Origin of the sequence: Mesorhizobium sp. LjNodule214, from assembly GCF_964252735.1 — a bacterium.
In the GTDB taxonomy this organism is placed as follows: Bacteria; Pseudomonadota; Alphaproteobacteria; order Rhizobiales; family Rhizobiaceae; genus Mesorhizobium.
Window position 1 is genome coordinate 2852226 of sequence record NZ_CAXUPE020000001.1, and the last position, 26896, is coordinate 2879121.

The following is a 26896-nucleotide window of genomic DNA, read 5'->3' on the forward strand; positions in this document are numbered from 1 at the left end:
AAAAGCGGCAGCCGAATGCTTCTCCCCATCAGCCGCGACTTTTTGTCGAAATCGGTATTGTCACGCCAGCGCCGGTTTCCCGTCGCGAATTGATGCGCTATGCAGCGGATAAGCCAGCAAGATACCCGGATGGGATAAGCCAGTGCGGAGGGGTTGATGAGCGACATCGAACGCGAGAGCATGGAATTCGACGTGGTCGTCGTCGGCGCAGGCCCTGCCGGCCTCGCTGCAGCGATCCGTCTCAAGCAGGTCAATCCCGAGCTTTCCGTCGTTGTCCTGGAAAAGGGCGGTGAGGTCGGCGCCCACATCCTGTCCGGCGCCGTCGTCGATCCGATCGGCATCGACCGCCTCCTGCCAGGCTGGCGCGAGGAGGAGGGGCATCCCTTCAAGACGCCGGTCACCGACGATCATTTCCTGGTTCTAGGCCCCGCCCGCTCGTTCCGCCTGCCCAATATCCTGATGCCGCCACTGATGAACAACCACGGCAACTACATCGTCTCGCTCGGCAATGTCTGCCGCTGGCTGGCGACCAAGGCCGAGGCGCTCGGCGTCGAGATCTATCCGGGCTTTGCCGCGGCGGGCCTGCTCTACAACGATGCGGGTGCCGTCACCGGCGTCATCACCGGCGACATGGGCGTCGAGAAGGACGGCACGCACGGCCCGTCCTTTGCGCCGGGCATGGCGCTGATGGGCAAATATGTGCTGATCGGCGAGGGTGCGCGCGGTTCGCTCGCCAAGCAGCTGATCGCCAAATACAAGCTTTCCGAAGGCCGCGAGCCGGCCAAGTTCGGCATCGGCCTCAAGGAACTCTGGCAGGTCAAGCCGGAGAACCACAAGCCGGGCCTGGTGCAGCATTCCTTCGGCTGGCCGCTCGACATGAAGACCGGCGGCGGCTCCTTCCTCTATCATCTCGAGGACAACCAGGTGGCGGTCGGTTTCGTCCTCCACCTCAATTACAAGAACCCTTACCTGTCGCCGTTCGAGGAATTCCAGCGCTTCAAGACCCATCCGGCCATCGCCGGCACCTTCGCCGGCGCCAAGCGGCTGGGCTATGGCGCGCGCGCCATCACCGAGGGCGGCTTTCAGTCGGTACCGAAACTGTCCTTCCCGGGCGGCGCGCTGATGGGCTGCGCGGCGGGCTTCGTCAACGTGCCGCGCATCAAGGGCTCGCACAATGCGGTGCTGTCGGGGATGCTGGCGGCCGAGCATGTCGCCGAGGCCATCGGCGCCGGCCGCGCCAATGACGAGCTTTCTTCCTACGAGGCGGCGTGGCGTGCGACCGACATCGGCAAGGATTTGAAGAAGGTGCGCAACGTCAAGCCGCTGTGGTCGCGCTTCGGCACCATCATCGGCGTCGGCCTGGGCGGCCTCGACATGTGGCTGAACACGCTGTTCGGCTTCTCGCCCTTCGGCACGCTGAAGCACGGCAAGGCCGACTATGCGACGCTGGAGCCGGCCGCCAAGCACGAGAAGATCGCCTATCCCAAGCCCGACGGCGTGCTGACCTTCGACCGCCTGTCCTCGGTGTTCCTGTCCAACACCAATCACGAGGAAAACGAACCGGTGCATCTGCTGGTCGCCGACATGGCCCTGCAGCAGCGCTCCGAGCACGATGTCTTTGCCGGGCCTTCGACGCGCTACTGCCCGGCCGGCGTCTATGAATGGGTCGACAAGGATGGCAACGCCGCCGCCGACCCGACGGCCAAGGATGTGCGCTTCGTCATCAACGCGCAGAACTGCGTCCACTGCAAGACCTGCGACATCAAGGACCCGAACCAGAACATCAACTGGGTTCCGCCCCAAGGCGGCGAAGGCCCGGTCTATCAAAACATGTAAGCCACGCGCCGACCGGGCCGTCTCGACCGCCGCCGGCCAAGATGCCGGCGAAGGCCCGGTCTACCAGAACATGTGAGACATAAGGACTGTTGAAACTGTCACGCGCCTATGTTTCCATTGCCGGACGATACGGAGATGGCCAATGCGCCTGGCGGTTCTGACATGTTTGGTGGCGATCGCTGCCCTGTGCGGTTCTGCTGCGGCCGCCTCGGCCGGCAGCAAGGTGGTGGTCAAGACCAGGACCTATGACATCACCGGAACCACGGGACTGGCGCTGATGGAGGCCATGGACCGCAGGGGACCGAAGCACGGCTTCATGACGCATGCCATCGCGCAGACCGGCTATACCGTCGATTGGGACCTTGACGCTGGCCAGGACAATGGCGTCTGCCGCATGCGGCGGGCCAACGGCACGCTCAATCTCTTCTATACGTATCCCCGCGTCGCCTCAGCCACGACGCCAGCCCTCCAGAAGCGCTGGAAGCGGTTCTTCACCGGCGTCCGCGCTCATGAGGAGACCCACGGCCGCATCGCCCGGGAGATGATTCGCGTCACCGAGAGGTCGATCCGGGGGCTGAAAGTTGCCGACGACCCGTTCTGCTACAAGACACGCCGCGAGGCGCGGCGGCGTATCGAGGCCACCTATGCCGTATACGAGGCGAAGCAGAACGCTTTCGATGCCCGCGAGCATCGCAACGGCGGTTATGTCGAACACCTCATCACCGCTTTGATCAAGCCTTGAAGACCGGGTTCTGAACCACCCATGCTGGCAGGACAGAGGGGCGCGAAGGATCGCGACAAGTCAATTTTTCGTCTGACCCCACTGCATCACCGCCGCGAGCGCCGTCTCATGCTCGTCGTCAGGCTTTTTCTCCTCGGGCCGCAGCGAGAACTCCACCATCACAGGAAGATGGTCGGAGCCGGTGTCCTCCAGCCGCGACGCCGAATGGATGACGACGGCGCCTTTGCTGAAGACCTGATCGATCGGCAGCCCGGCGTAGCGCCGCAGGAAGTCCGGTAGCTGGAGAAGGATCCAGGTCGGCCCGGCCGAGGGCATCGGTGTCAGTTTGCCGAGCGAGGCGACGCGCCGCACGGTCGCACTCCACGGCACGGCGTTGCAGTCGCCCGCCATGATTGCCGTCTCGCCGAGCGAGGCCAGTTGCTGTGACAACTCGCCGATCTGCCATGACTGTTCTCGCGGCCATGGCCAACTGAGATGGATGGCGGCGACATCGACGGCGCTGCCGCCGAAATCGACCTTCGCGATTGCCATCGCGCCGCGCCGTTCACAAAAGGGCTCGGTGCCGGCGACGAACGGTCGCCTGGACAGCAGTGCGACGCCGAACACGCCATTCGGGTAGGGGCAGAGGATCCGATAGGGATAGGCATTGGTGATATAGCCAAGCTCGGTCGTCCACATCTCCGACACCTCGTCGAGGGTAATCACGTCGGGGTTGGTCCGGCCGATCAGCGACAGCACCTTCTTCGGCGTCGGATTGTCGTAGCGCAAATTCATCTGCAGCAGTCTGTAGATGGGCTGGTCGACCGGCTTGTCGACATAGGCGGCCTGCACCTGCCACAGGCGCGGCAAGGCGTTCGACGTCGTGGCGAAGGCCGCCACCGCAAAGACGAGCGCCGCGGCCGCCTGCAGGCGAAACGAAGTGGCAAGCAGCGGCAAGGCGCACAGTGCCATCAGCACGGCCAGATGGACGCGGAAGTGGGAGAATGAATCGAAAGCCGGATGCAACGCGCCAAAAAACCCGGCCACCAGCGCGGCAGAGAGACCCAGCATTGCCAGGAACGCCATCGAAGCCATCATGTTTCGCACGCGTGCCATCAGACCAGGGTTTGCATCGCCGAGGTGTCCAGCCTGTTTATCGGCCAAAATGCGGCCCAATCAAGATGACCAAATGGCTCACCGGGAGCCTGCGGGCCGCGCCTACTGGAAGGCCGTCTCCGAAAAGCTTCGGAGCTTGCGCGAATGCAGCCTCTCCATCGGCATCCCGGCCAGTTTTTCCATCGCCCTGATGCCGATGGTCAAATGCTGCGCCACTTGCCGCTTGTAGAATTCGGTCGCCATGCCGGGCAGCTTCAACTCGCCATGCAGCGGCTTGTCGGAGACGCAAAGCAGCGTGCCGTAGGGCACGCGGAAGCGGAAGCCGTTGGCGGCGATGGTTGCCGATTCCATGTCGAGCGCGATCGCCCGCGACTGCGATAGCCGCTGCACCGGCCCGCGCTGGTCGCGCAGCTCCCAGTTGCGGTTGTCGATGGTGGCGACGGTGCCGGTGCGCATGATGCGCTTGAGGTCGTAGCCGGAGAGCCCGGTGACTTCGGCGACCGCTTCCTGCAGCGCCACCTGGATCTCGGCCAGCGGCGGGATCGGCACCCAGACCGGCAGGTCGTCGTCCAGTACATGGTCTTCCCGGACATAGGCATGCGCCAGCACGTAGTCGCCCAGCGCCTGCGTGTTGCGCAGGCCAGCGCAGTGGCCGAGCATCACCCAGGCATGCGGCCTCAGCACCGCGATATGGTCGGTGATCGTCTTGGCGTTGGACGGGCCGACGCCGATATTGACCATTGTGATGCCGCCATGGTTTGGCTTCTTCAAATGATAGGCCGGCATCTGCGGCAGGCGCTGCGGCGGCGTGCCTTCACCGGGCATCGTCGCTCCGGACTTGGTGACGACATTGCCGGGTTCGACGAATTCGGCGTATCCGCTGTCGCCATTGGCCATCAGTTCGCGCGCGCGGGCGACGAACTCGTCGATGTAGAACTGGTAGTTGGTGAACAGCACGAAGTTCTGGAAATGCTGCGGCGTGGTCGCCGTATAGTGCGACAGCCGGTGCAGCGAATAGTCGATGCGCTGCGCCGTGAACGGCGCCAGCGGCCTCGGCTCGCCGAACGCCACTTCGAAGGTGCCGTTGGCGATCTGGTCGTCGGTGCCGTCGAGATCCGGCACGTCGAACAGGTCGCGGATCGGCCGCTTGATGCGCTCGGCGGCAGCGCCGTCGACATGAGTGCCCTCGAGGAAGGCGAAATGCAGTGGGATCGGCGTGGTCGATTCCGAAACCGTGACCTGAACGCCGTGATTGCGCATGATCAGGCGAAGCTGTTCGATGAGATAGCTCTCGAACAGCATCGGCTGGGTGATGGTGGTCGAGAAATGCCCCGGCGTCGGCATATGGCCATAGGCCTGCCGCGAGTCGATCTGCGTGAAGGAACTCGTGGTGACGCCGATCTCCGGGTAGAAGGCCCGATAGCGCTTGTTGTTGTCGCCGCCCGCGGCCAGCGCCGTGAAGGAATCGCGCAGGAACTTGGTGTTGCGGTCGTAGAGCGCCTGCAAGGCCGCGACCGCCTTCTTGGCGTCGTCGAAGCTCTGCTTGCCGAAAGGCTCCGGCATGACGACCGATTCGATGGCTTGGGGGTAGATTCGCTTTTCCATGGCTCAATATAGAGACTTGGAGGGGCGCTTGGGAGGGGGAGGCGAGCCGAACGTGACCGGGCGGCAAGTTTTTTCTTCAGCCGCGCCGCAGGCTGACCAGGAGCACAAAGCCGACGCCGTTCTTCTTCAACGCCGGCGCCTCGATCGTCGAGCCCGCATCGGCGCGCATCATCGGCACGGCCAGCACCGGGGCGGCGAGAAGCGTCAGGATGAGCGCTGTCCGCGGCAGGAGCCGAAGGATCGTCAGGGCGCTGGTGGCGATGCGGTTCATGGTCGTTTGCTTTTCTCTGGGTTTCTGGTGCTTTGTCGTTTCAGTGGCGAAGATGGTTCGAACAGCCGAAGCTGCAGGAATTGGCAGCGTCCCAGGAGCGGGCCGGACGGCCCTCTTCGGCGACGAGGATGGCGAACAACATGCCGAACAGGCTCATCAGCAGGCAGACGATGGTGAAGCGGCGAGCGAGCATTGGCGTGGTGTCCTCCTTCAATGCCGAGAGAATGCCCGAATGCCTCTGAACCGGCTCTGATGCCGGCGTTCATCTGCGGTTCAAATTGATTGACGGTGTTTTGGACGTCGCGCAGGGGCGTGAGGTCGAGGCTGTGCGCCTGCCCCTTGGCAACAACAAGTCGGCGGCGCCACTGCGCCGCGCAAAAAGAAACGGGGCCGCGAAGGCCCCGTTCTCTCATTCTTTGGCGGTGAAGACGATCAGAGCTTGTGCCAGGTCTGGCTCTTGCAGATCAGGCCGCCGAGCACGCAGCCGCTCATCTTGAGCGAGGTGCCCGAAAGCGTTGCCTTGCCGGAATAGGTCTTGTCGTTTGCCGGATCGGTGATGTTGCCGGCATATTTGTTGTCGCCGGCGGGCTTGAGCGAGCCGATGGTCTTGCCGGCATATTTGCCGGTCTTCAGCGTGATGGAAAACGAACCGCCGCCAACGATGGCTGCGGTATCGCCGGCCTGTGTCTTCCAGTTGCCTTCGATCGGGTCGGCCCATGCCGCACCGGTCACGATCAAGGTGGCCGCCAGGGCCAGGCTCACTTTTCGAAACATGTCTGTCCTCCCTATGGGTTTCGATGGGGCTCCGTTCCGCCTTCCCGCCCCTTACGCAAACGTAAGCTAATCCAGCTTCCAGCAAAACAAAAGCGGTGCCGCCACGGAAGGTTTCGGGATTTATTCGCTACCGTCGGCGAACAAATGAAGCGATCTCGACCTACAGCGCCGCGCGTCCTCTTGGACGCGCAAAGGACGCTGTAGCACTTTAATTTGGCGCATGATCCTTTCCGAAAATCGATTTCGATTTTCGAGGTCATGCGCTGGTGATTGGTTCCCGTGGTTAGCGGAGTCTTGACCCGGCTGCTCGGAATTTTCGTCAAATTTTTCGCAAGCAGGCTGAATTGCTGGCTTTGTATCCTTAACGAATTTCCGCGTTTACCTCTTGTTTTAGCTTTGTTTTCCTCAAATTAAGCACGCCATTTAACGACGGATTCAAGGCTCGGCTGCATTCTCGAAAGCATCGAAAGAGCGGCCCCCCAAAGGGATACCAAGGGACAGAGGGAGGCAGCTCTCGGGAGCCAGACAGGGGATTTGAAATGGCACGTTTTGAAATGCTTGAAGCCGGCTTCGGCGCCATGGGGGCAACTGCCCAGGCCGACATTCTTTTCGAACTGGGCATGATGTATGCGACCGGCCGCGATTGCGAGACCGACGTCATCGCCGCCCACAAATGGTTCAACATCGCCGCCATCAAGGGTTCGGTCCGCGCCGCGGAGCTGCGCTCGGAACTGTCGGCCGCGATGTCCAAGGCCGAGATCGCCAAGGCGCTGCGCGAAGCGCGCGAATGGATGACGATGCACTGAGCACCGGGCTCCCGGTGCCCTGAGATCACGGGGCAGGAACGCTTTTGGGTCAAGGCCGCGAAAGACGGCCGGCCCACCAGGGACAAGGCCGCGAGAAGACGGCCATATTAACAAGACCAAGAACACGGCAGGCCGACTCCGGCCAAGCGGTGCGGCAGACAGGGAAGTGAGCGGGGTTTCGGGGCGCGGGGGCGTTCGGGGAAACTCCATTGGCAAAAGCCGCGACCGGCCGGGACAAGGCCGGCGCGGCTTTTGGCTTTCTTGGCCCGGGCAAGATCAGGCCGCGTCTATGACTGAAGTATGTTCGGCGGTGATACTGCGCAGGCCCAATCGAGTGCCGGCGATGCGCCAAGACATGCCGGGCGAAGGGTGAAATTGTCCCGCCTTCTGGAAGAAGCGTGGCCGGAAGGGTCGCGCGTGAGTGGAGGAGCACTATCATCATGAAAAAATTGGGTATTTTGAGCGCGGCCGTATTGGGCCTGATGATGAGCGCACCGGTTGCGTTTGCCGACGACATCACCGTCTCGGTGGTCGGCCCGATGACCGGCCAACTCGCCAACATCGGCGACCAGTTCAAGCAGGGCGCACAGGCAGCCGCCGACGCCATCAATGCCGCCGGCGGTGTCAACGGCAACAAGATCAAGCTCGACATCCAGGACGACCAGTGCGATCCGAAGCAGGCTGTCTCGGTCGCCAACCGCATCGTTGCCGACGGCACCAAGTTCGTCGACGGCCATGCCTGCTCGGGCTCGAGCATTCCGGCCTCGGCCGTCTATGCCGAAGCCGGCACGCTGATGATGAGCCCGGCGTCGTCAAATCCGGAGCTGACCGATGCCGCGGCAAAGGCCGGCTGGCCGACGATCATGCGCCTCTATACGCGCGACGATGCGCAGGGCGCCTTCATCGGCCCGTGGATCGCCAAGAAATATGCCGGCAAGAACGTCGTCATCCTGCATGACAAGAGCGCCTACGGCCAGGGCGTTGCCGACGCCGTCAAGGCGACGATGAACGCCGGCGGCCTCAACGAGGTGAATTACGAAGGCATCAATGCCGGCGAGAAGGACTATTCGGCTCTCGTCACCAAGTTGAAGGAGCTGAAAGCCGACGTCGTCTATTTCGGCGGCTACCACCCCGAGGCCGGCCTCATCCTGCGCCAGGCTGCCGAGCAGAACGTCAAGTTCCAGCTGATCATGCCGGACTCGATCGCCTCGCCGGAATTCTGGCAGATCGCCGGTCCGGCCGGCGAAGGCACCATGTTCGTCTTCCCGTCCGATCCGCAGGCCAAGCCCGAAGCCAAGGATGCCATCGCCAAGATCAAGGCCGGCGGCTTCGTGCCGGAAGGCTTTACGCTGTTCTCCTATGCCGTGGTCCAGGCTTTCGCCGAAGGCATCAAGCGCGCCGGCAGCGACGATCCGGCCAAGGTCGCCGAGGCGTTGAAGAACGGCCAGCCGATCAGCACCGTGGTCGGCCAGGTCACCTTCGACGAGAAGGGCGACCTGAAGAACGCCAGCTACGACATCAACCAATGGCACGACGGCAAATACGCGCCGATCCAGCCGTAAGCGCTGCCGCCTGTCGGCATCTTGGAATGGCCGGCTTGCCCGGCCATTTTAATTTTCGGGCAGCCGATGTTTGACTGTGACTCAGCCCTGGGCTTGCTCGGCAAAGCGTACCAGCACGGTGCCGTCGCTGACCTGCGCGCCCTCGACCGCGATCTCGGCGATCACTCCGTCATGCGGAGCGGCAATCGTGTGTTCCATCTTCATCGCTTCCAGGATCAGCAGCGGCTGGCCCTTGGTGACGGCGTCGCCTTTGCCGACGCGCACCAGCTTGACCAGGCCCGGCATCGGCGCGCGCAGGCTGTCTGAAGCGGCGGCGGCTTCGTCCGCCTTGGCCAGCGGGTCCGGCACCGCGAAATTATAGCTGGTTGCGCCTTCGAACACGGTGACGTGGCCGGGCCAGCGGGCGAGACGAGGGGTGGCGCGAAGATCGTGCGAATTGACATCCTCATAGGGGGCACTCAGCGCCACCTCGAAGCGTCCGTCCGGCCGCACCGAAACCCGCGCGAGGATATCCTCCTCGCCATGGCGCAGCCGCGTGCGCCGCGCCACGGTGTGAAAATGCGCATAGCCGGCAAGCGACGACCAGGGATCGTCGGACAGCGTTTGAACCCCGGCGCCAGACGCTGCAAGCGCTGCCGCGGCAACGGTCTCGCCGCTCGGCGGCGGAACGACGGTCAGCGCCTCCTGATGCCGGCCGATCAGACCGGTGTCGACATCGCCGGCTGAGAACTCCGCATCGGCGGCAAGCGCCGCCAGAAACGCGGTGTTGACGGTCGAGCCGGCAATCTCTGTCTGCGACAGCGCTGAGCCGAGCGCGTCGAGTGCTGATTGCCTGTCCCTGCCGTGGACGATCAGCTTGGCGATCATCGGGTCGTAGAAGGGCGAGATCGCATCGCCCGCCCGTACGCCGGTCTCGATGCGCATGGTGGCGCCTTCCGGTGCTGCGTCGGGAAATTTCAGATGATGCAGCGTGCCTGTCGCCGGCAGGAATCCCTTTGCCGCGTCCTCGGCATAGATACGTGCCTCGAAGGCATGGCCTGAAAGCTGGATCTCGCTCTGCGTCTTAGGCAGCTTTTCGCCGGCCGCCACCCGCAATTGCCACTCGACCAGATCGGTGCCGGTGACCATTTCGGTGACCGGGTGTTCGACCTGCAGGCGGGTGTTCATTTCCATGAACCAGAAGCGGTCCGCCTTCAGCCCTTGCGAGGCATCGACGATGAATTCGATCGTGCCGGCGCCCGAATAGCTGATCGCCTTGGCGGCCTTGACCGCCGCTTCTGTCATCGCCTTGCGCAATGCCGGCGTCATGCCGGGAGCGGGGGCTTCCTCGATCACCTTCTGGTGGCGGCGCTGCGCCGAGCAGTCGCGTTCGTAAAGATGCACGGCGTTGCCGAAATTGTCGCCGAACACCTGCACCTCGATATGCCTGGGCTTGTCGACATATTTTTCCACCAGCACGCGGTCGTCGCCGAAGGCGGCCTTGGCCTCGCGTCGCGCGCCCGACAGCGCTTCGGAGAAATCGTCGGGATGCTCGACCCGCCGCATGCCCTTGCCGCCGCCGCCGGCGCGCGCCTTGATCAGCACGGGATAGCCGATCTCGCGCGCCTTGGAGGCGAGCAGCACGATCTCCTGCGCCTCGCCATGATAGCCGGGCACCACAGGCACGCCGGCCTTTTCCATCAGCCGCTTGGCCGCGTCCTTCAGCCCCATGGCGCGGATCGAGGCCGCCGACGGGCCGATGAAGGTGAGCCCCGCTGCGGTCACCTGGTCGACGAAGTCCGGGTTCTCCGAGAGGAAGCCGTAGCCGGGGTGGATCGCTTGCGCGCCCGTCGCCAAGGCCGCGGCGACGATCTTGTCGCCGCGCAGATAGCTTTCGCCGACCGGCGAGGCGCCGATATGCACGGCTTCGTCGGCCATAGCGACATGCATGGCTTTGGCGTCGGCGTCGGAATAGACGGCGACACAGCGCACACCCATCTTGCGCGCCGTGCGGATCACCCGGCAGGCGATCTCACCGCGATTGGCGATCAGGATCTTGGCGAACATGGAGCCTCCCGGGTTTGCTTCGGGCGGCGCCAGTCTGGCAGGAACCAGCCTACTTGGAAGCCGCGATCGCGCAAGCTCCGCCGGTTGTGACCTTGTAATGAGCGCGGGTGGCCTTGCAGGATTTTATCGCGAGTTCCTCGGCCGCCTTCTGCGATTGCGCATTCAGGTGCGCGCCGCAGATCATGTAAAGCGACGTTACCCGCATATAAGGCGTGGTCGCATAGGCCGAGTGGCCACTGGCCGCCACATAGGCGTTGTACGTCTTGGTGCACGGGTCCTTCGGATTTCCCGACAAAGTCGGCCAGAACCGGGTGTCGCCCTTGTTTCCCGCCAGCGACCCGGCCATGCCGGCTCCAGGCACCGCCACAATAAGCAATCCAGCCAACATCGATGCGGCCGCACGTTTGACAGTCATGGCGTTCATTCTGCTTTCCCCAGGAAAAAAGTCTTGGCAGCCTGCTACCTATTTGGACGCCGCGATGCTGCAGGGGCCGGCCGTGGAAACTTTCCACTGTTTCCGCCCGGATTCGCAGGATTTCAGTGCTTTGGCCTCGGCCGCTTGCTGCGACGATGCGTTGAGCGAGACGCCGCAGATCGTATATTCCGCCGACCAGTTGAATGGGGTCATTGCATAGGCGGAATGGCCCCGTGCTGCGACGTATCCGCGGTAGTGCTTGCCGCAGCCACCCGTCGAGCCTGGCGCTCGATAGACAGGGTAACGCACGTCGCCCTTGCTTCCCGCCAGCGATCCGGCCGCCTCGGCGCCGGGCGTTATGAATATTAGAGATCCTGCAAGTATCGAGACGGTCGACTTGCGACAATATTCCAGAATCATTTCCACCCCACCCAAATTCCCCAATGCAGGGTGAGCAATAGCGAATATATTGCGCCTCCGCCAGTTCGTTGGTGAAAATTCGTATTTGCGGGTTGTGGAATATCTTTTGGTCCACGAAGTTCAGTGCTCCCCAAGGCCAGCAACGACCCGCCGGTATAGTTCGGCCGTTGGCGCGTCGAAGCAGCAGAAAGTCACGGTTTGCGGCAACGCGTTCTGCGTGACGAAGGTGCCAACCGTGGCGACGGCGATCTCCGTCGCCTCATCCTTCGGGTAGCGGTAGACGCCGGTCGAGATCGCCGGAAACGCCACCGTCCGGCATTCCCGGCCCGCGGCGAGTTCGAGCGAGCGGCGGTAGCACGAGGCGAGCAGTTCGGCCTCACCCTTGCCGCCGCCTTGCCAGACCGGTCCGACCGTGTGGATGATATAGCGTGCCGGCAGTCTGTAGCCCTTGGTGAGTTTGGCCTCGCCCGTCTTGCAACCGTTCCGCATCCGGCATTCGGCCAGAAGCTCGGGACCGGCCGCGCGGTGAATGGCGCCGTCGACACTGCCGCCGCCGAGCAGCGAGGAGTTGGCGGCGTTGACGATGGCTTCGACATCAAGCTTTGTGATGTCGCCGGTGTGAACGCAGATCCTGCTGCCGACCTGGCTCATCTCACATCCTGAACACGCCGAAGCGTGTCTCCTCGATCTCGGCATTGAGCGCGGCCGATAGGCTCAGCGCCAGCACCTCGCGCGTCTTCGCCGGGTCGATGATGCCGTCGTCCCAGAGCCGTGCCGAGGAATAGAGAGGATGACCCTCATGCTCGTATTTCATCAGGATCGGCTTCCTGAATTTCGCTTCCTCTTCGGCGCTCCATTCGCCGCCCTTGCGCTCGATGCCTTCGCGCTTGACCATGGCGAGCACCGTTGCCGCCTGTTCGCCGCCCATCACCGAAATGCGGGCATTCGGCCACATCCACAGGAAGCGCGGTGAATAGGCGCGGCCGCACATGCCGTAATTGCCGGCGCCGAACGAGCCGCCGATGATCATGGTCACCTTCGGCACCTTGGCGGTGGCGACCGCCATCACCAGCTTGGCACCGTCCTTGGCGATGCCGCCGGCCTCGTATTTGCGTCCGACCATGAAGCCGGTGATGTTCTGCAGGAACACCAGAGGGATCATGCGCTGGCAGCACAGTTCGATGAAGTGCGCGCCCTTCAGCGCGCTTTCGGAAAACAAGACGCCATTGTTGGCGATGATGCCGACCGGCATGCCGTGGAGATGGGCAAAGCCGGTGACCAAAGTGGTGCCGTAGTTCTGCTTGAAGTCGTCGAACTCCGAACCGTCGACGACGCGCGCGATCACCTCGCGCACATCATAGGGCTGACGCAGATCCGTCGGCACGATTCCGTAGAGCTCATGCGGATCATGAAGCGGTGGAATCGATTTCTGTAAGTTCAGGCTTACGGCCTTGTTCCGATTCAGGTTCTTGACGATGCGCCGGCAAATGGCCAGCGCGTGTTCGTCATCCATCGCGTAGTGGTCGGCAACGCCGGAGAGTCGCGTGTGTACGTCGGCGCCGCCGAGCTCCTCGGCGCTGACGTCCTCGCCGGTGGCGGCCTTCACCAGCGGCGGGCCGCCGAGGAAGATGGTCGCCTGGTTGCGCACCATGATCGTCTCGTCCGACATCGCCGGCACATAGGCGCCGCCCGCAGTGCACGACCCCATGACACAGGCGATCTGCGGAACGCCCGCCGCCGACATGTTGGCCTGGTTGTAGAAGATGCGGCCGAAATGCTCGCGGTCGGGAAACACCTCATCCTGGTTGGGCAAATTGGCGCCGCCGCTGTCGACCAGATAGACGCAGGGCAGATTGTTCTGCAGCGCGATCTCCTGCGCGCGCAGATGCTTCTTCACTGTCAGCGGGTAATAGGTGCCGCCCTTCACCGTGGCGTCGTTGACGACGACCATGACCTCGGTGCCCTCGACTCGGCCGACGCCGGCGATGAGGCCGGCCGCGGAGATGTCCTCGCCATACATCGACCACGCCGCGAATTGGCCGATCTCGAGGAACGGCGAGCCGGTGTCGAGCAACTGCGCGAGGCGCTCGCGCGGCAAAAGCTTGCCGCGGCCCTGGTGGCGCTCGCGCGCCTCATCCGAGCCGCCGCGCTCGACGCTCGCCGCTTTCTCCGCGATGTCGGCGACCAGCGCCCGCATGCGCTCGGCATTGGCGTGAAAGGTCTCGGAGGAAGGGGAGATCTGGGTTTGCAGCGTGGCCATTGTGTCGTCGTTTCCTCACGCCCCTTGATGCCGCGGCGGAAGCGGTGTATCAGCCCGCCCCCGAACGTCGCGTGTCTTGCTTAGCATGCGGCGTTCATTTTTGAGCGACACCCTCTGGAGGCGAAGATGAAAGGCATGGACATGCATTTCACAAGACGTCTCCCTTCGGCATTGGACTAACGCCGCCGAAGGGCGGCATTCCACGTCCCGAATTTGAGCAAGAGGAACACGGCGCCTGCGCGTGCCGTGGGTGTCATCATGTATGTGCGGTTTGTAACGCCGCTGATCCATCCGGAAAGCCGGGTGGAGACCGGCTTTTTCCGGGCGTCCTGGTATCTGTACCGGAACGGCTGCCCCGATTGGATTCACGGCGAGCTGCAGGACCAGTTCGACTGGTTCAACGAGCACCTGCCCATTCCCGGTCGGGTTGGCCGGCATTTCAGGCGCCGCAATTCGATCTGGGGCATCTGCTGGTTCGATCCGGGTGCCAGGGAAGCAATCAGCCGTGCCCGCTACTGTGCATGGCTGATCGAGGAAGGCGGCTTGCCGGTACGGTCGATTGCGTCCTTGCAACAGCGCGAGGTTCTCTGGCGCGATTCGCATCAGGTCGTTGCCAAGCCCACCACTGACCTGCCGAGGGCATTCGGCTGAGGTGGCGGAGGGGAGCATCATGCCCCCTCCGCCATGATCTCGCGGCCGATCAGCCAGCGGCGGATTTCGCTGGTGCCGGCGCCGATCTCGTAGAGCTTGGCGTCGCGCAAAAGCCGGCCGGTCGGATAGTCGTTGATATAGCCATTGCCGCCGAGTAGCTGCAGTGCGTCAAGTGCCATCTGCGTCGCCTTCTCGGCGGCGAACAGCACGCAACCGGCGGCGTCCTTGCGCGTCGTCTGGCCGCGGTCGCACGCGGCGGCCACGGCATAGACGTAGGCGCGCGCGGCACTCATCACCGTGTACATGTCGGCAAGCTTGCCTTGCACCAGCTGGAACTCGCCGATCGGCTGGCCGAACTGCTTGCGCTCATGCACATATGGGATCGCCACGTCGAGGCAGGCAGCCATCAGCCCGATCGGGCCGCCGGCCAGCACCGTGCGCTCATAGTCAAGGCCCGACATCAGCACCTCGACGCCGCGACCTTCCTCATGCAGCACATTGTCAAACGGCACCTCGACATTCTCGAACACCAGCTCGCCGGTATTCGAGCCGCGCATACCGAGCTTGTCGAGTTTTTGCGCCACCGAAAAGCCGGCCATTGCCTTTTCGACGATGAAAGCGGTGATGCCGCGCGAATGGCGCTCCGGATCGGTCTTGGCGTAGACCACCAGCGTCTCGGCGTCCGGCCCGTTGGTGATCCACATTTTCGAGCCGTTGAGCACATAGCGGTCGTTGCGCTTTTCGGCGCGCAGCCTGAGCGATACCACGTCGGAGCCGGCGCCGGATTCCGACATCGCCAGCGCGCCGACCTTTTCGCCACTGCAGAGCGGCGGCAGGTATTTCTCCTTCTGCGCCGGCGTCGCCCAGCGGTTGATCTGGTTGACGCACAGGTTGGAATGGGCGCCATAGGAGAGGCCGACCGAGGCCGAGGCGCGCGAAATCTCTTCCACCGCGATCACATGGGCGAGATAGCCCATGCCGGTACCGCCGAAATCCGGATCGGCGGTGATGCCGAGCAGGCCGAGCGCGCCAAGTTCTGCCCACAGATGCGCCGGGAATTCGTTCGAGCGGTCGATCTCGGCGGCGATCGGCGCGATCTTGTCCTGGGCGAAGCGCCGCACCAGGTCGCGCAGCGCCTCGATGTCTTCGTCAAGCCCGAAGCTGAGCGTGTTCGTGTACATGCCGTTCCTCCCCGGTACCGGTGTCGATCCTTGCGCCAACGAGGCGCATTGTCATCGAAAGATATGACGCCGTGACCTCGGCGATCGACAGCCGCTCGCCCGGCCGGAACCAGACGATGACGCCGGTCATCATCTGGATCAGCGCCATCGCGGTCAGGCCGGTGTCGTCGATGTCGAAAGCGCCCGTCTCCACGCCGTCGCGCAGGATGGCGCGCAGTTCCTTCTCATAGGCCGTGCGCATGCGCAGGATCTGCGTCAGGCGCTCATGCGACAGGCTGCGCAGCTCCATGTTGGAGACATGCGTGGCGTGGCGGCGTTCGATGTGGAAGGCGATGTGGTTCCGGACATAGGCGGCGAGCCGCGCCGTCGGATCGGCCGTCGCGGGGCGTGCCGCCTCCCACGCTGCGCTCAGCCCCTCCATGTGCTCGCGCATCAGCGTGAACAGCAGGTCTTCCTTGGTCGGAAAATAGCGGTAGAGCGCGGCCGCCTGCACGCCGACCTCGGCGGCCAACTGGCGCATCGACATCGCTTCGTAGCCGAGACGCGCGATCAGGCTGACCGCCGCCTCGCGGACGGCAGCCTCGGTCTTTTCGCCATCGGAACCGGTCGTGCGGGCCATGCTCACCTCATCGAGGCAAATAATAAAACAAACGTTCAATTAATTCAAGAGGGCGCAATCTGCGTGCCCTGTTCACACAATGATCGTGAAGCTCGTTGGCGCATTCCAGGAGCTGAGTTCCTCGACGTCGACGCGCGAGACCGATGCGCCCGCCGGGCCTTTCCAAAGGCGTTCGATCATTGACGAGACCGCGGCGTCGGCTCCGGCCATCCGTGCCGTGACCGAACCATCGCTTTCGTTGCGCACCCAGCCGGCAATGCCGAGCCGGATGGCTTCGCTTCGCGCCCAGATCCTGTAGCTGACGCCTTGCACTCTGCCGTAAACGCGCGCCTGCACGGCCCTTTGCCGATCGCTCATCGCTCGCCCCAAAGCGCCTCCATGCATTGTGCACATGAATCTGGCGCTTCACCCGGCGAATGCAAGCGGCTTCCATCGGGATTGCGCGGGGCCGAGCCCTCGCGTCCTGGGCTATAGATGTATGACTCGATCCAATAAATAGTTGACTTAATCAAATAATTGGAGATGAATCCAACGGCGGATATCACCTGAGGAAGGGCCTGCATGCCGGTCGAACGCAATGCCCTGGTCGGCGACATGCGCCGCTTCAACCGGTTCTATACCGGTCTGATCGGGCTGCTCGACGAGACCCTGACGCACAGCGCCTATACGCTGACCGAGGCGCGGGTGCTGTTCGAACTGGATCGCCGGTCGGGCGCTGCTACTGCCGATACGGGCGGAACGGCGGGTTTTCTTGCGCGGATGTTCCATCTCGACATCGCGCCGGCGGCCGCCGAAATGGCCAGGGAACTGCGGCTCGAACCGACTTATCTCACGCGTATCCTGCGAAAATTCGCGGCTGCCGGCCTGACCGAAATGCGCGCCGTCCCGAACGACCGGTATCGCCGCCGCCTGTCCCTGACGGCCCGTGGCAATCAGGCATTGGCAAGGTTGCAGATGACGGCGAACCAAGACCTCGCCCGGCTGACGGCCGGCCTTGCCGATGATGAGGCCCAGCAGCTTTCAGACGCGTTGAAGCAGGTCACGCGCCTGCTCGGCGGCGACATGGGTGAGACCGCAACGAGCGGAAGTCGCCAATAGACCGGCATGACAGACAAGCTTCCTCGCCAAAGCTGGAGTCAGAGCAATTCCAGGAAAAGTGTGAAACGGTTTTCCGTCCGGAATTGCGTCAAGACAAAGAGATAGAGCAATTCGGCGTTTCCGTGAAACGATGAACCGCTCCTTAGTCGCCGCGAAACGCGCGGCTGGCCTGATCGGTCAACGGCTTAAGCAGATAGGAAAGCACCGTGCGGTCGGTGGTCCTGAGAAAAACCTCGGTCGGCATGCCCGGCTTCAGCTCCAGCGGGCCTGCCTCTTGGAGGCTCCTGGCCGACAGCACGATGCGCACGGCATAGTAGGAGATGCCGGCCTTCTGGTCTTCGATGAGATCGGGAGAGATGCGGTCCACCTCGCCTTCGACCTCCGGCGTCGTCTGCTGGCTGAATGCCGAAAGGCGAAGCGTCGCCGGCTGTCCGATGCGCAGTTGGTCGATGTCCTGAGGGGCGACACGCGCCTCGACCACCAGCGCGTCGGCCGTCGGCACGATCTGCATGATCGCTTCGCCAGGCGAGATGACGCCGCCGACCGTATGGATCGCCAGCTGATGCACACGGCCGGATTGCGGTGCGCGGATGTCGATCTGCTTCAGCGATTGCTGGGCCGCGATCTGGCGCTCGCGCAACTCGCTCGCCTTGGCGTCTATCTCGCGCAGCTCGCTTGCCACCTCGCTGCGCATGTCCTGGTCGATCTGGATGATCGCCAGTTCCGTCTCGCTGATGCGTCCGCGCGTCTGCGCGGCCGCGGCGGTCAGCTGGCCATCCTCGCCGTCGAGCCGTGCCTGGGCGCGCTCGCGTTCGGCCAGCCGCGAAATCGGCACCAGCTTCTTCTTCCACAGGTCCCGCATGCCCGCCAGTTCGACCTTGGTGAGCGCGATTTCCTGCTGCTTGCTCCTCTGCTGGGCTTCGATACCGGCGATCTCCTGCCGGAATTGGACGATGCGCTCGCGCAATTGCGAGACCTGGCCGTCGCGTGCCTGGCGCCGCAAGGCAAACAGCTTGGTCTCGCCGTCGATCAGTTCGGCGATCTTGGGGTCGGCCGCGCGCGCCGCGAGCTGGTCGGGATAGGCGACGGCCGTGGCGCCGTCGCGTTCGGCTATCAGCCTCGCGCGGCGGGTCGACAACTCGTTGAGACCGTTGTCGACGATGGCCAGATTGGCACGCGCCACGGTGTCGTCGAGCCGCACCAGCACGTCGCCGGCCGCGACCATGCTGCCATTCTTCACATTCAGCGCGCCGACCACGCCGCCTTGCGGATGCTGGACGGATTTGACGTTGGAATCGACGACCAGATGGCCGGCCGCGACCACGGCGCCGGAGAGATTGCTTGTCACTGCCCAAAGGCCGAGCCCGCCGACCAGCACAAGGGCAGTGATGCCGCCCAGCCTCACATTGCGGTCAATGGCGCGCCGCAACCGCTGTTGTTGCGGCGATGCGGCCTCGGCCGGCTTTGCTCCCTTGTCGAGAAAGGCAAGCGCCATCGACCTTGCACGCAACGCCACGTCCCTGGCGGAACGCAGGCCCGCCGTCGCAAAATCGGGTGCTGCAAGCGCCATCTTCATCCCGCCGTTCCCACCGCATGCAGCGGCACGGCTGCGGGCTGCAGCACCTGCCGCGCTATCTCGCTCTTCGGGCCAAAGGCCTGCTGCCTGCCGCCGCCGAGCACCAGCAGATGGTCCAGTGCGGCAAGCGCGCTCGGCCGGTGCGCCACCACGATGGCGATGCCGCCGCGCGCCTTGACGCCTTCGATGGCTTGCGTCAGCGCCTGGTCGCCGGCGGCATCGAGGTTGGAATTGGGTTCGTCGAGCACGACCAGGAACGGATCGCCGAACAGCGCGCGCGCCAATGCCACACGCTGGCGCTGGCCGGCCGAAAGTGCGGCGCCGCTTTCGCCGATTTCCGTCTGATAGCCCTCGGGCAGGCGCAGGATCATTTCATGCACACCGGCGGCCCGCGCCGCCGCGATGATCGTCTCCGGCACGGCATCGTCGTCGAAGCGCGCAATGTTCTGGCCGACCGTGCCGGCGAACAGTTCGACGTCCTGGGGCAGGTAGCCGATATGGCGGCCGAGCAAGCGCGCCGGCCATTGCTCGAGGGCCGCACCGTCGAGCCGGACCTTGCCGCGCATCACCGGCCACACGCCGACCAGCGCGCGCGCCAGCGAGGATTTCCCGGAGCCGCTGGGCCCGATCACGCCAACCCCCGATCCGGCGCGCAGCGAGAATTCGACGTCCTGCACCACCAGGCGCCGGTCGCCGGGGGCCACGACGCTGATGGTCTCGACCGAGAGCTCGGCAGTCGGGGCAGGCAGCTCCATCCCGCTCTCCAATGCCGGGAGCGCTGCAAACAGATCGTCCAGGCGCCGCCAGCTTTGGCGGGCGTTGAGGAAGCCCTTCCAATGCGCAATGACAAGCTCGATGGGCGCCAGCGCGCGTGACGTAAGGATCGAGCTGGCAATGATGATCCCAGGGGTCGCCTGCTGGTGGATCACCAGATAGGCGCCGAGCGCCAGCACCATCGATTGCAGCATCATGCGCAGGATGCGTGACACCGCGCCCAGCCCGCCTGTCAGGTCGCTGGCCCGCTCCTGTGCCTCGCGAAAACCGGCATTGGCCCGGCTCCAGCGGCCGGCCAACCTCTCGCCCATTCCCATCGCGGCCAGCACCTCGGCGTTGCGGGTGCTCGACTGCGCGATCGCGCTGCGGCTGGTGCTGAACCCCGACATTGCCTTGGTCGGGCCGCGGACCAGACGATCGGTCAGCACCGTCAGCGACACCAGCAGAAGGGCACCGATAAGCGCTGCGACACCAATCCATGGGTGGAAGAGGAAACAGATCGCCACATAGAGCGGCATCCACGGCAGGTCGAACAGGGCGGCGGGGCCGGGGCCGGAGAGGAAGCCGCTGACCTGGTCGAGATCGCGCAGCGCCTGCAGCCCTTCGCCGCGGTCGCGCGTGCGCAGCGGCAGGCGTACCACGCAGCCGAAGACGCGGCCGGAGATGGTTTCCTCGATGCCGGCTCCTATACGCGTCAGCACCCGAGCCCGCACCGCCTCGAGAATACCCTGAAAGACGTAGAGCACGGCCACCAGGATGATCAGCGCCACCAGCGTCGGCACGCTGCGGCTGGGCAGCACGCGGTCATAGACCTGCAGCATGAACAGCGAGCCGGAAAGCATCAGGATGTTGATCAGGCCGCTGAAGCCGGCAACGGCAACATAGGCGCGGCGAAAAGAGGCAAGAGCCTCCCGCAGCTCGGAGCGAGCCTTGCGGTTCGGGTCTGGCGAAAACGGATGAAGCAGTATCTTTACCTCAACTATGCCCGGCTATCGGCTCTGGCGGCTTCGAAATCCGAACGCTGACGCCGTCAGAATGGCTAGGGCGTCAAATCTCCTTCAATTTCACGGCGGCCCGCGCCTGAAGCACGGACCGCAGGAAGTCTTGCAGCTCGCGGTCAACCCACGAGGTCTGCGCTCTGATGGTCCGATTGAGCTGCTATCTGAGCCAGGATCTTGGCCACCGCGGCATGCGCCGCATCGCCCGCATCGGCAACGATGTGGCCGTCAGCCGGGACATGCGCCTGCAACGCCGCCACCGCGCGATCTATCGCCAGATGGAAGGGGCCGCCGCCATCGAGCAGATCGGAGACATCCTCTGCATTGGTGGGCGAGGCTATTGTCTGGCGGAACTGCAAATGGTCGCTGCCAAGCACGGCCGTATGTGATGTGTCCTGATCGGTCGCGCCGCCAGCAGTCTCATTGGGGCTGAGGGTGCCTTGCTTCGCCGCCGAATGGGTCTTGAAGAAGTCGGCGAGCCAGCTTTTGGTGGTGTTGCCGGCAGTGTAGCTCCCCGCATCCGCCACGGTGGTGGGAGCAGCCGACGCCGCCGGCTGCGTGTGGCTGGTGTCGGAACTGGCATCGTCGGCCGAGGCGGTCGCGGCAAGCGTGCCCGACTTCATCGTCGGATCGATCAGGTCGCGTTTGACGTTCTTGGTGCCGATCGTCGCCGTCTGCGTCGAGGTGGCGATGTTCGCGCCCGAGAAAGTCACCGTGTAGGTGCCAGGCTTCAGCACCAGATCGTAGCCGCCGGCAGCCGATGTCGTGGTCTTGAAGGTCTGGCCGGCGGAATTCTTGGCCGTCACCGTGATGGCGCCGAGCCCTTCGCCCGGATCGTAGAAACGATCGCCATCCTTGTCGTCGAAGGTGACGCCGATCAGGAACAGGTCGGTACCGCTCTTGGCGAAGTCCTCGGTGACGAAGGCGCTGCTGCGGCCCTTGTAGTCGCCGACCTCGAAGCCAAGGCCGACTTCACGGAAGTTGGGATTGAGGATGTTCGCCCGGTGTCCCGAGGAATTCATCAGGTTGGTGTGGAGGAGCTTGACCTCGTCGACATAGCCGGTCGGGGCGCGGGTCGTTGCCCAGGCGATGTTCTCGCCGGTCGCCCACGATCCGGTCAGGACATAGCCTGCAGCCTTCATGCGCGTCGTCGGCGACGAACCGCCGGAACCGGTATGCGAAAAGATGTCGGTTGCCAGCATCCACCGGTCGTGACCTTCGGCGGCTTCGCTGAGGTCGTTGTCGAAGGCCAGAGGCTGGGCACCTGTCTTGGCACGCTCGGCATTGATGAGTTCGAGCAAATACTGCTCGTTGGCACTGTGCTGCGGCATTTGGTATCCCCGTGGTTCTGATTGGTATTGAGCCCCCTGTGCTTCCCGTCATCCGTCCTTCGACAGCATATGTGTTTATGATTCGGCGCTAAAGTAAACAAATTAGAACATATGCACATATATCGTGTGCGCTATTGCCCGGATCGCTTAACAAGGCTGAAATCAGGGTGCAGGATCAGATTTTAGCTGAGATCTCAAGTTCTTCTGATGCATTGAACAAGTGATGCATCTGCTCGGGTGATGGCACCATTTAGAGGGCTCTATATTTTCCGGGTTCTGGTTCGTGCAAGGACCCTTAAGAACCGGAATTCGCTAGTATATCTCCCGCGCGGGCGATGCCCGAACGCTCGGAAGCAGAAGGAGTTCCGGTACTCGATTGAGAGGTGAGCCTCGACAAGAACTGGTCGTTCGAGGGGGATATGGCGACCTGGCAAGGGCCACTTCTGCACCGGCGAGACGGCTTCGAAGCGGATGTTAGGTTTCGCACGGTTCGCTTTGGCCTGAACTAGGAATTCTGAGCCCAGCATCGATCAAGGAGGGCAGGCGTGCCGAAGGGCGACCGATTCGATGCAATGCGAAACGAGCGCGCGCCGGCTGCGCGAACGGGAACTGACTAAATCCCTCGCGCCGCCGCCAATGCGCCCGGCAGTTCTTCGGCGAAAATGTCGAGCTCGTGGTCGAGCCCGACGCTGACCCTTATGCAGCGGTCGAGCCGCGGCACCATCGGTTTGCGGATGAACACGTCGCGTGCCAAGAGCCCCTGCAGCACCTTCAGCGCGAAGGCGCCATCGCTGCCGCAGTCGATGGTGACGAAATTAGTCGCCGAAAGCAGCGGCTTCAGCCCGTTCGCCTCGGCAATTTCAGCGATGCGCTGGCGGCCGGCTGCGACGCGTGTCACCACGGTTTCCAGATAGGCTTGGTCGGCGAGCGCCTCGACGCCGGCGATCTGCGCCATGCGGCTGACGCCATAATGGTTGCGGATCTTCTCGAAGTCGCGGATCACCTGGGCCTCCGCCACCGCATAGCCGCAGCGTATGCCGGCAAGCCCGTAGGCCTTCGAAAAGGTGCGCATGCGAATGACGTTTGGCCTGGAGACATCGATCGGCGGCAGTGCCGAGGCCGGCCCAAGCTCACCATAGGCCTCGTCGAGCACCAGCATGGTGGTTTCGGGCAGCGCCTCGATGAAGCGGGTGATCTCGGCCGCATCCCACCAACTGCCCATCGGATTGTCCGGATTGGAGAGATAGACCAGCGGCGCCTTGTCCCTGACGACCGCCGCGAGCAGTCCGTCCAGGCTTTCCCTGTCGTCCGCGTAAGGCACTGTGACCAGCCGGCCGCCGACACCGGCGATGTGGAAGTTGAACGTCGGATAGGCGCCGAGCGAGGTGACCACGGCGTCGCCGAGCGCGGCGTACATGCGCGCCACCAGGCTGAGCAGCCCGTCTATGCCTTCCCCGACCACCACGTTCTCGGCACCGACACCGAGATGTCGAGCCACCGCCTGCTTCAGGTCGAAATTGTCGGGGTCGCAGTACATCCACATGTCGCGGGCAATCCCGGCCATGCGCTCGATCACCCGCGGCGAGGGGCCAAAGCTGCTCTCATTGGCGCCGATACGAGCGCGAAAGGCACGGCCACGCTCGCGCTCCTGCGCCTCCGGGCCGACAAACGGCACTGTCGAGGGAAGCGCGCCGACAAGCGGCGTGAGGGCAGGGCGCTGGCGCATAGTAAGGCTCGCTCGAAAAACGGTCTTCTTGCTAGCGTGGAGGCATGTTGGGCGCAAGATGACAATGTCGCACTGGATTTCGCCGATCCGTTTTGCTAGCGAAATAGAATGAGCAACCGATTGCCGCCCGCTTGGGCCAAGCACCTTAAAACCCAAGCAGCGCCGAAGGGCGCACCGCCGAAGGTTGGGCAACCGAAACCTCAGCCCGCAAAGGCGGCTCCGTCTCGCGCTCAGGCCAACGATGTGATGTTGAGGCAGGCGCTCGAGTTCCAGCAAGAGAATCGATTGCCTGAGGCGGAAGAGCTCTGTCATCGCGTTCTGGCGAGAACGCCCGAACATCCGCTGGCCCTTTATATACTGGGGACGCTGGGGATCGGGTACGACGACGAAAAGGTCCTGCGGTATTTTGGTCGGGCGATCGCGCAGGAGCCTCTAAATCCCTACTACCACCTAAGCCTCGGTCAAGCCTATTTGAGGCTCAGCGAGTTTACACCGGCGATCAAACACATTCAGCACGCACTGGCATTGAAGCCGGATCTGGTGGAAGCGCTTTGCGCCTTGGGCGATGCATACAATTCGTTTGACAAGGGGGAAATGGCGCTGCCGCTCTTTGAGAAGGCGCTCAGGGTCGACCGAAATCATCCCATGGCCCGGTTGGGGCTGCCTCGTGCGCTGGCAAGCCTCGGCCGCATGGACGAAGCCGCCGTTCATCTCAAAGAGGCAATAGATCGGCGCATCGCGGTACCTGCTGCCTACAATAGACTTGTACGCACGCACAAATTCACTGAAGAGCCACCAGAACTCGCGGCGATCCTGACGGAGCTTCAAGACCCTGACCACGGATCCCAGGGAGCGACGGCGCTCCATCACGCGGCCGGAAAGCTGCTCAACGACCTCGGTCGCTACAAGGAGGCGATGGAGCACTTCAAAAAAGGAAATCAAGCCGGCGGCAACAGCTTCGATCTGCAATCCTACCGTCGTTGGGTCGACGCCCTGATCGAAACCTTTACACCGGATTTGGTGGCTTCAAGGACTGCTTCTGGCAATGTCTCCGAGGTGCCCGTGTTCGTAGTCGGGATGCCTCGCTCGGGCACAACACTGACTGAGCAGATCTGCGCCAGCCATCCCAATGTTCATGGCGCTGGCGAGTTAACAAAGCTTAGACGCATATCGAATGGGCTCGATCTTAGGTATGGATCCGACATAAGCCCGGGTGAGGCGATCGCATCGATGACCCCACAGCTGTCCAGGGCGCTGGCTGCGGAGCATGTTGGCTATCTGCGCGAGCGGGCCCCTGATGCGCTTCGAATTGTCGACAAGATGCCTCACAATTTCGAGCTGGTCGGCCTGATTGGCATCCTTTTCCCCAACGCGCGCATCATTCATTGTCGCCGCGACGCCATTGACAATTGTATCTCTTGCTTTGTCCTGCAATTCAGTGATGCGCATAGCTACAGCGCCGATCTGGAGACACTGGGGCTTTACTACAGGGAGTATGATCGTCTGATGCGGCATTGGGACAAGATTTTCCCGGGCCGTATCTTCGAAAACCGGTACGAGACGTTGATTGAAAATCAAGAGAAGCAGTCGCGCTGTCTCATAGATTATCTCGGACTACCCTGGGACGATACCTGCTTGCGCTTTTTTGACAGGGGCGGCTCCGTAAACACCTATAGCAATTGGCAGGTTCGCCAGCCGATCTATACGTCGTCCGTCAAGCGGTGGGCGAATTACGAAAGCGAGATCCAGCCGCTGATCGACGCTTTGGGAGATCTGGCCGACATTTGAGCGTGAGGGCCCGTCGCTGTTTCGCCGTTACCTGCGAAATTCTTGAGCGGAGCCCGTCGTCCTCAAAGAACACGGTGCCCAACAAAAAACCCGGCGGTTGCCCGCCGGGTTTAGCTTCATTCAGCCGGAGCCTATTAGAACGAGCGCTGGAAGCGGAGGAGGCCGCCGACGCTGTTCTTCTTGTCCCCATTGGTCCAGTTGCGATTGTCAACGTCGCCAAACTTGCCGTCGTGGTCGTAGTCGACTTCGGCCGTGACCGTCAGGCCGGGAACGATGTCGTAGGCGACGTTCGCCGCTACGCCATAGTTCTTGTCGTCGTCAGCAGAGGCCTGGAGGTTGAACGAGGTCTTCTCGTTGAACTTGTAGGTGCCGCCGCCCCACACCGCCCAGTTGCCGCCCCACTGCTTGTAGAAGTTGCGGTCGATGTTGTCGTCCGTTCCGTAGCCGGCCATGATGAACAGCGACAGTTCGTTGGTCGCGTTCACATCGAGGCGAACCTTGCCGGCCCACTCTTCCCAAGTGCTGTCATAGGCGCCGACGGCGATGATATCACCCCAGCCCTGCGTGTACTTCACGCCGCCGACGACATGCGGCACGTAGCTGTCGATGGTGTCATTGCCGGAAGTGGCATTGAAGAAATAATTGCCAGCCCCATCGAGGACAGCAGCACCAGCATCGCCGGAGCCTTCTTCGAGCGAAACCACGGCTGAGAAGCCGTTGCCGGCATCGAAGTAGTACTGGACGACGTTGGTATCGAAGCCGCCGTACGGGACCAGCGTATCCTGGATCACGTTGCCGGCATAGCCGATGAACGTATCGAAGGCCGATTCGTCCTTGCCGACGCGCAGGCCACCGAGCTGGATCCAGGCGAAGTTCAGCGTGACGCCTTTGTTGACAGCGTCATTGCCGAATTCATCGCCATAGCCATTGGAGTTGCCGAAGTTGAAGCGGGTCTCGGTGTAGGTCTTCAAGGTGCCGAGCTCGGTTTCCTGGCCGGTCCAGGTCTTCAGCGTGAAGCGGGTGTTCTTGTACCACGTACCCTGATCCTTCCCGTTCATCTGATCGATGGCGCGGGAGCCATCGAACGAGCCGACGTCGCCGACGCCGATGTCGTAGCGGACAAAGCCGCCGATGCGCAGGCAGGTTTCGGTGCCGGGAATGTAGAAGTAGCCCGAGCCGTAGACGTCGCAGATCTTGACGTATTCAGCCGGTTCCGGCTCGGCGACGACGACGGCGTCGGCGGCGCGCGCACCGGAAACTGCGATCAGGGCCGCAGCGGAGCCAAGGAGAAGGCTCTTGATGTTCATTTTCTGACCTCCAGT

The 26896-nt window shown here is 63.1% G+C and carries 25 protein-coding genes; 7 read left to right on the forward strand and 18 right to left on the reverse strand.

What is annotated here, in order from left to right; translation table 11 throughout:
* Positions 1-156 precede the first annotated feature (156 nt).
* Both ACSQ3Z_RS13300 and ACSQ3Z_RS13305 read left to right on the forward strand, forming a co-directional pair.
* Positions 157-1836, forward strand: coding sequence for an electron transfer flavoprotein-ubiquinone oxidoreductase (locus ACSQ3Z_RS13300; RefSeq protein WP_436171710.1), 1680 nt, complete (start codon positions 157-159; stop codon positions 1834-1836).
* A gap of 142 nt (positions 1837-1978) precedes the next feature.
* Complete coding sequence (locus ACSQ3Z_RS13305) at positions 1979-2578, forward strand: DUF922 domain-containing protein (RefSeq protein ID WP_436171711.1); 600 nt, start codon at positions 1979-1981, stop codon at positions 2576-2578.
* 60 nt (positions 2579-2638) lie between these two features.
* On the opposite strand, the gene ACSQ3Z_RS13310 is transcribed toward ACSQ3Z_RS13305, so the two are convergent.
* The 5 genes from ACSQ3Z_RS13310 to ACSQ3Z_RS13330 form a co-directional block, all read right to left on the reverse strand.
* Positions 2639-3673: an endonuclease/exonuclease/phosphatase family protein gene (locus ACSQ3Z_RS13310; protein WP_436171712.1), complete on the reverse strand. Its 1035-nt coding sequence runs from the start codon at positions 3671-3673 to the stop codon at positions 2639-2641.
* 102 nt (positions 3674-3775) lie between these two features.
* On the reverse strand, positions 3776-5236 hold the full coding sequence (locus ACSQ3Z_RS13315; protein ID WP_436171912.1) for an AMP nucleosidase: 1461 nt from the start codon (positions 5234-5236) through the stop codon (positions 3776-3778).
* Positions 5237-5354: 118 nt separating this feature from the next.
* Complete coding sequence (locus ACSQ3Z_RS13320; protein ID WP_436171713.1) at positions 5355-5549, reverse strand: hypothetical protein; 195 nt, start codon at positions 5547-5549, stop codon at positions 5355-5357.
* A 40-nt stretch (positions 5550-5589) separates the two neighbouring features.
* Positions 5590-5742 carry a hypothetical protein gene (locus ACSQ3Z_RS13325; RefSeq protein WP_436171714.1) on the reverse strand — a complete coding sequence of 51 codons (153 nt, stop codon included), beginning with the start codon at positions 5740-5742 and terminating at the stop codon, positions 5590-5592.
* A 239-nt stretch (positions 5743-5981) separates the two neighbouring features.
* Positions 5982-6323, reverse strand: coding sequence for a DUF2147 domain-containing protein (locus tag ACSQ3Z_RS13330; RefSeq protein ID WP_436171715.1), 342 nt, complete (start codon positions 6321-6323; stop codon positions 5982-5984).
* 539 nt (positions 6324-6862) lie between these two features.
* On the opposite strand from ACSQ3Z_RS13330, the gene ACSQ3Z_RS13335 reads away from it, so the two are divergent.
* Both ACSQ3Z_RS13335 and ACSQ3Z_RS13340 read left to right on the forward strand, forming a co-directional pair.
* Positions 6863-7129 (forward strand): sel1 repeat family protein, encoded by a 267-nt coding sequence (locus ACSQ3Z_RS13335; protein ID WP_436171716.1) that lies wholly within the window; start codon positions 6863-6865, stop codon positions 7127-7129.
* A gap of 440 nt (positions 7130-7569) precedes the next feature.
* A complete protein-coding gene (locus ACSQ3Z_RS13340) occupies positions 7570-8691 on the forward strand; it encodes an ABC transporter substrate-binding protein (RefSeq protein WP_436171717.1) in 1122 nt (373 codons plus the stop codon).
* A gap of 81 nt (positions 8692-8772) precedes the next feature.
* On the opposite strand, the gene ACSQ3Z_RS13345 is transcribed toward ACSQ3Z_RS13340, so the two are convergent.
* The 5 genes from ACSQ3Z_RS13345 to ACSQ3Z_RS13365 all read right to left on the reverse strand — a co-directional run bounded on the left by ACSQ3Z_RS13345 (position 8773) and on the right by ACSQ3Z_RS13365 (position 13832).
* Positions 8773-10737, reverse strand: coding sequence for an acetyl/propionyl/methylcrotonyl-CoA carboxylase subunit alpha (locus ACSQ3Z_RS13345; protein WP_436171718.1), 1965 nt, complete (start codon positions 10735-10737; stop codon positions 8773-8775).
* Positions 10738-10786: 49 nt separating this feature from the next.
* Positions 10787-11161 (reverse strand): hypothetical protein, encoded by a 375-nt coding sequence (locus tag ACSQ3Z_RS13350; protein WP_436171719.1) that lies wholly within the window; start codon positions 11159-11161, stop codon positions 10787-10789.
* 39 nt (positions 11162-11200) lie between these two features.
* On the reverse strand, positions 11201-11572 hold the full coding sequence (locus ACSQ3Z_RS13355) for a hypothetical protein (protein WP_436171913.1): 372 nt from the start codon (positions 11570-11572) through the stop codon (positions 11201-11203).
* Positions 11573-11692: 120 nt separating this feature from the next.
* Complete coding sequence (locus tag ACSQ3Z_RS13360; RefSeq protein WP_436171720.1) at positions 11693-12223, reverse strand: O-acetyl-ADP-ribose deacetylase; 531 nt, start codon at positions 12221-12223, stop codon at positions 11693-11695.
* 1 nt (position 12224) lies between these two features.
* Positions 12225-13832, reverse strand: coding sequence for a carboxyl transferase domain-containing protein (locus tag ACSQ3Z_RS13365; RefSeq protein ID WP_436171721.1), 1608 nt, complete (start codon positions 13830-13832; stop codon positions 12225-12227).
* Positions 13833-14090: 258 nt separating this feature from the next.
* Between ACSQ3Z_RS13365 and ACSQ3Z_RS13370 the strand changes: the two genes are divergently transcribed.
* Entirely contained in the window at positions 14091-14483 is a 393-nt protein-coding gene (locus tag ACSQ3Z_RS13370) for a hypothetical protein (protein WP_436171722.1), read from the forward strand.
* Between the two features lie 17 nt (positions 14484-14500).
* On the opposite strand, the gene ACSQ3Z_RS13375 is transcribed toward ACSQ3Z_RS13370, so the two are convergent.
* The 3 genes from ACSQ3Z_RS13375 to ACSQ3Z_RS13385 form a co-directional block, all read right to left on the reverse strand.
* Positions 14501-15664 carry an isovaleryl-CoA dehydrogenase gene (locus ACSQ3Z_RS13375; RefSeq protein WP_436171723.1) on the reverse strand — a complete coding sequence of 388 codons (1164 nt, stop codon included), beginning with the start codon at positions 15662-15664 and terminating at the stop codon, positions 14501-14503.
* The gene (locus ACSQ3Z_RS13380) at positions 15633-16283 is read right to left on the reverse strand and encodes a TetR/AcrR family transcriptional regulator (protein ID WP_436171724.1); all 651 of its coding nucleotides are present in this window, start codon (positions 16281-16283) and stop codon (positions 15633-15635) included. Before ACSQ3Z_RS13380 ends, ACSQ3Z_RS13375 begins: the two co-directional genes overlap by 32 nt.
* A 72-nt stretch (positions 16284-16355) precedes the next feature.
* A complete protein-coding gene (locus tag ACSQ3Z_RS13385) occupies positions 16356-16640 on the reverse strand; it encodes an acylphosphatase (RefSeq protein WP_436171725.1) in 285 nt (94 codons plus the stop codon).
* A 204-nt stretch (positions 16641-16844) separates the two neighbouring features.
* Here ACSQ3Z_RS13385 and ACSQ3Z_RS13390 point away from each other — a divergent pair, with 204 nt between their 5' ends.
* Positions 16845-17381: a MarR family winged helix-turn-helix transcriptional regulator gene (locus ACSQ3Z_RS13390; RefSeq protein WP_436171726.1), complete on the forward strand. Its 537-nt coding sequence runs from the start codon at positions 16845-16847 to the stop codon at positions 17379-17381.
* A gap of 142 nt (positions 17382-17523) precedes the next feature.
* On the opposite strand, the gene ACSQ3Z_RS13395 is transcribed toward ACSQ3Z_RS13390, so the two are convergent.
* The 4 genes from ACSQ3Z_RS13395 to ACSQ3Z_RS13410 all read right to left on the reverse strand — a co-directional run bounded on the left by ACSQ3Z_RS13395 (position 17524) and on the right by ACSQ3Z_RS13410 (position 23786).
* Positions 17524-18957 carry an HlyD family type I secretion periplasmic adaptor subunit gene (locus tag ACSQ3Z_RS13395; RefSeq protein ID WP_436171727.1) on the reverse strand — a complete coding sequence of 478 codons (1434 nt, stop codon included), beginning with the start codon at positions 18955-18957 and terminating at the stop codon, positions 17524-17526.
* Positions 18954-20696 carry a type I secretion system permease/ATPase gene (locus ACSQ3Z_RS13400; protein WP_436171914.1) on the reverse strand — a complete coding sequence of 581 codons (1743 nt, stop codon included), beginning with the start codon at positions 20694-20696 and terminating at the stop codon, positions 18954-18956. Before ACSQ3Z_RS13400 ends, ACSQ3Z_RS13395 begins: the two co-directional genes overlap by 4 nt.
* A gap of 152 nt (positions 20697-20848) precedes the next feature.
* A complete protein-coding gene (locus ACSQ3Z_RS13405; protein ID WP_436171728.1) occupies positions 20849-22060 on the reverse strand; it encodes a CAP domain-containing protein in 1212 nt (403 codons plus the stop codon).
* 613 nt (positions 22061-22673) lie between these two features.
* A complete protein-coding gene (locus ACSQ3Z_RS13410) occupies positions 22674-23786 on the reverse strand; it encodes a pyridoxal phosphate-dependent aminotransferase (RefSeq protein WP_436171729.1) in 1113 nt (370 codons plus the stop codon).
* A 108-nt stretch (positions 23787-23894) separates the two neighbouring features.
* Between ACSQ3Z_RS13410 and ACSQ3Z_RS13415 the strand changes: the two genes are divergently transcribed.
* Positions 23895-25574, forward strand: a complete 1680-nt coding sequence (locus tag ACSQ3Z_RS13415) for a tetratricopeptide repeat-containing sulfotransferase family protein (protein ID WP_436171730.1) — start codon at positions 23895-23897, stop codon at positions 25572-25574.
* A gap of 134 nt (positions 25575-25708) precedes the next feature.
* Here ACSQ3Z_RS13415 and ACSQ3Z_RS13420 read toward each other — a convergent pair whose 3' ends face one another.
* Entirely contained in the window at positions 25709-26881 is a 1173-nt protein-coding gene (locus ACSQ3Z_RS13420; protein WP_436171731.1) for a porin, read from the reverse strand.
* Positions 26882-26896: the final 15 nt, after the last annotated feature.

What these genes read in the sequence shown, in the direction of transcription:
- ACSQ3Z_RS13300 (WP_436171710.1), top strand. Translation starts at nt 157, where the DNA reads ATGAGCGACATCGAACGCGAGAGCATGGAATTCGACGTGGTCGTCGTC.
- ACSQ3Z_RS13305 (WP_436171711.1), top strand. Translation starts at nt 1,979, where the DNA reads ATGCGCCTGGCGGTTCTGACATGTTTGGTGGCGATCGCTGCCCTGTGC.
- ACSQ3Z_RS13310 (WP_436171712.1), bottom strand. Translation starts at nt 3,673, where the DNA reads ATGGCACGCGTGCGAAACATGATGGCTTCGATGGCGTTCCTGGCAATG.
- ACSQ3Z_RS13315 (WP_436171912.1), bottom strand. Translation starts at nt 5,236, where the DNA reads ATGCCGGAGCCTTTCGGCAAGCAGAGCTTCGACGACGCCAAGAAGGCG.
- ACSQ3Z_RS13320 (WP_436171713.1), bottom strand. Translation starts at nt 5,549, where the DNA reads ATGAACCGCATCGCCACCAGCGCCCTGACGATCCTTCGGCTCCTGCCG.
- ACSQ3Z_RS13325 (WP_436171714.1), bottom strand. Translation starts at nt 5,742, where the DNA reads ATGCTCGCTCGCCGCTTCACCATCGTCTGCCTGCTGATGAGCCTGTTC.
- ACSQ3Z_RS13330 (WP_436171715.1), bottom strand. Translation starts at nt 6,323, where the DNA reads ATGTTTCGAAAAGTGAGCCTGGCCCTGGCGGCCACCTTGATCGTGACC.
- ACSQ3Z_RS13335 (WP_436171716.1), top strand. Translation starts at nt 6,863, where the DNA reads ATGGCACGTTTTGAAATGCTTGAAGCCGGCTTCGGCGCCATGGGGGCA.
- ACSQ3Z_RS13340 (WP_436171717.1), top strand. Translation starts at nt 7,570, where the DNA reads ATGAAAAAATTGGGTATTTTGAGCGCGGCCGTATTGGGCCTGATGATG.
- ACSQ3Z_RS13345 (WP_436171718.1), bottom strand. Translation starts at nt 10,737, where the DNA reads ATGTTCGCCAAGATCCTGATCGCCAATCGCGGTGAGATCGCCTGCCGG.
- ACSQ3Z_RS13350 (WP_436171719.1), bottom strand. Translation starts at nt 11,161, where the DNA reads ATGAACGCCATGACTGTCAAACGTGCGGCCGCATCGATGTTGGCTGGA.
- ACSQ3Z_RS13355 (WP_436171913.1), bottom strand. Translation starts at nt 11,572, where the DNA reads ATGATTCTGGAATATTGTCGCAAGTCGACCGTCTCGATACTTGCAGGA.
- ACSQ3Z_RS13360 (WP_436171720.1), bottom strand. Translation starts at nt 12,223, where the DNA reads ATGAGCCAGGTCGGCAGCAGGATCTGCGTTCACACCGGCGACATCACA.
- ACSQ3Z_RS13365 (WP_436171721.1), bottom strand. Translation starts at nt 13,832, where the DNA reads ATGGCCACGCTGCAAACCCAGATCTCCCCTTCCTCCGAGACCTTTCAC.
- ACSQ3Z_RS13370 (WP_436171722.1), top strand. Translation starts at nt 14,091, where the DNA reads ATGTATGTGCGGTTTGTAACGCCGCTGATCCATCCGGAAAGCCGGGTG.
- ACSQ3Z_RS13375 (WP_436171723.1), bottom strand. Translation starts at nt 15,664, where the DNA reads ATGTACACGAACACGCTCAGCTTCGGGCTTGACGAAGACATCGAGGCG.
- ACSQ3Z_RS13380 (WP_436171724.1), bottom strand. Translation starts at nt 16,283, where the DNA reads ATGGCCCGCACGACCGGTTCCGATGGCGAAAAGACCGAGGCTGCCGTC.
- ACSQ3Z_RS13385 (WP_436171725.1), bottom strand. Translation starts at nt 16,640, where the DNA reads ATGAGCGATCGGCAAAGGGCCGTGCAGGCGCGCGTTTACGGCAGAGTG.
- ACSQ3Z_RS13390 (WP_436171726.1), top strand. Translation starts at nt 16,845, where the DNA reads ATGCCGGTCGAACGCAATGCCCTGGTCGGCGACATGCGCCGCTTCAAC.
- ACSQ3Z_RS13395 (WP_436171727.1), bottom strand. Translation starts at nt 18,957, where the DNA reads ATGAAGATGGCGCTTGCAGCACCCGATTTTGCGACGGCGGGCCTGCGT.
- ACSQ3Z_RS13405 (WP_436171728.1), bottom strand. Translation starts at nt 22,060, where the DNA reads ATGCCGCAGCACAGTGCCAACGAGCAGTATTTGCTCGAACTCATCAAT.
- ACSQ3Z_RS13410 (WP_436171729.1), bottom strand. Translation starts at nt 23,786, where the DNA reads ATGCGCCAGCGCCCTGCCCTCACGCCGCTTGTCGGCGCGCTTCCCTCG.
- ACSQ3Z_RS13415 (WP_436171730.1), top strand. Translation starts at nt 23,895, where the DNA reads ATGAGCAACCGATTGCCGCCCGCTTGGGCCAAGCACCTTAAAACCCAA.
- ACSQ3Z_RS13420 (WP_436171731.1), bottom strand. Translation starts at nt 26,881, where the DNA reads ATGAACATCAAGAGCCTTCTCCTTGGCTCCGCTGCGGCCCTGATCGCA.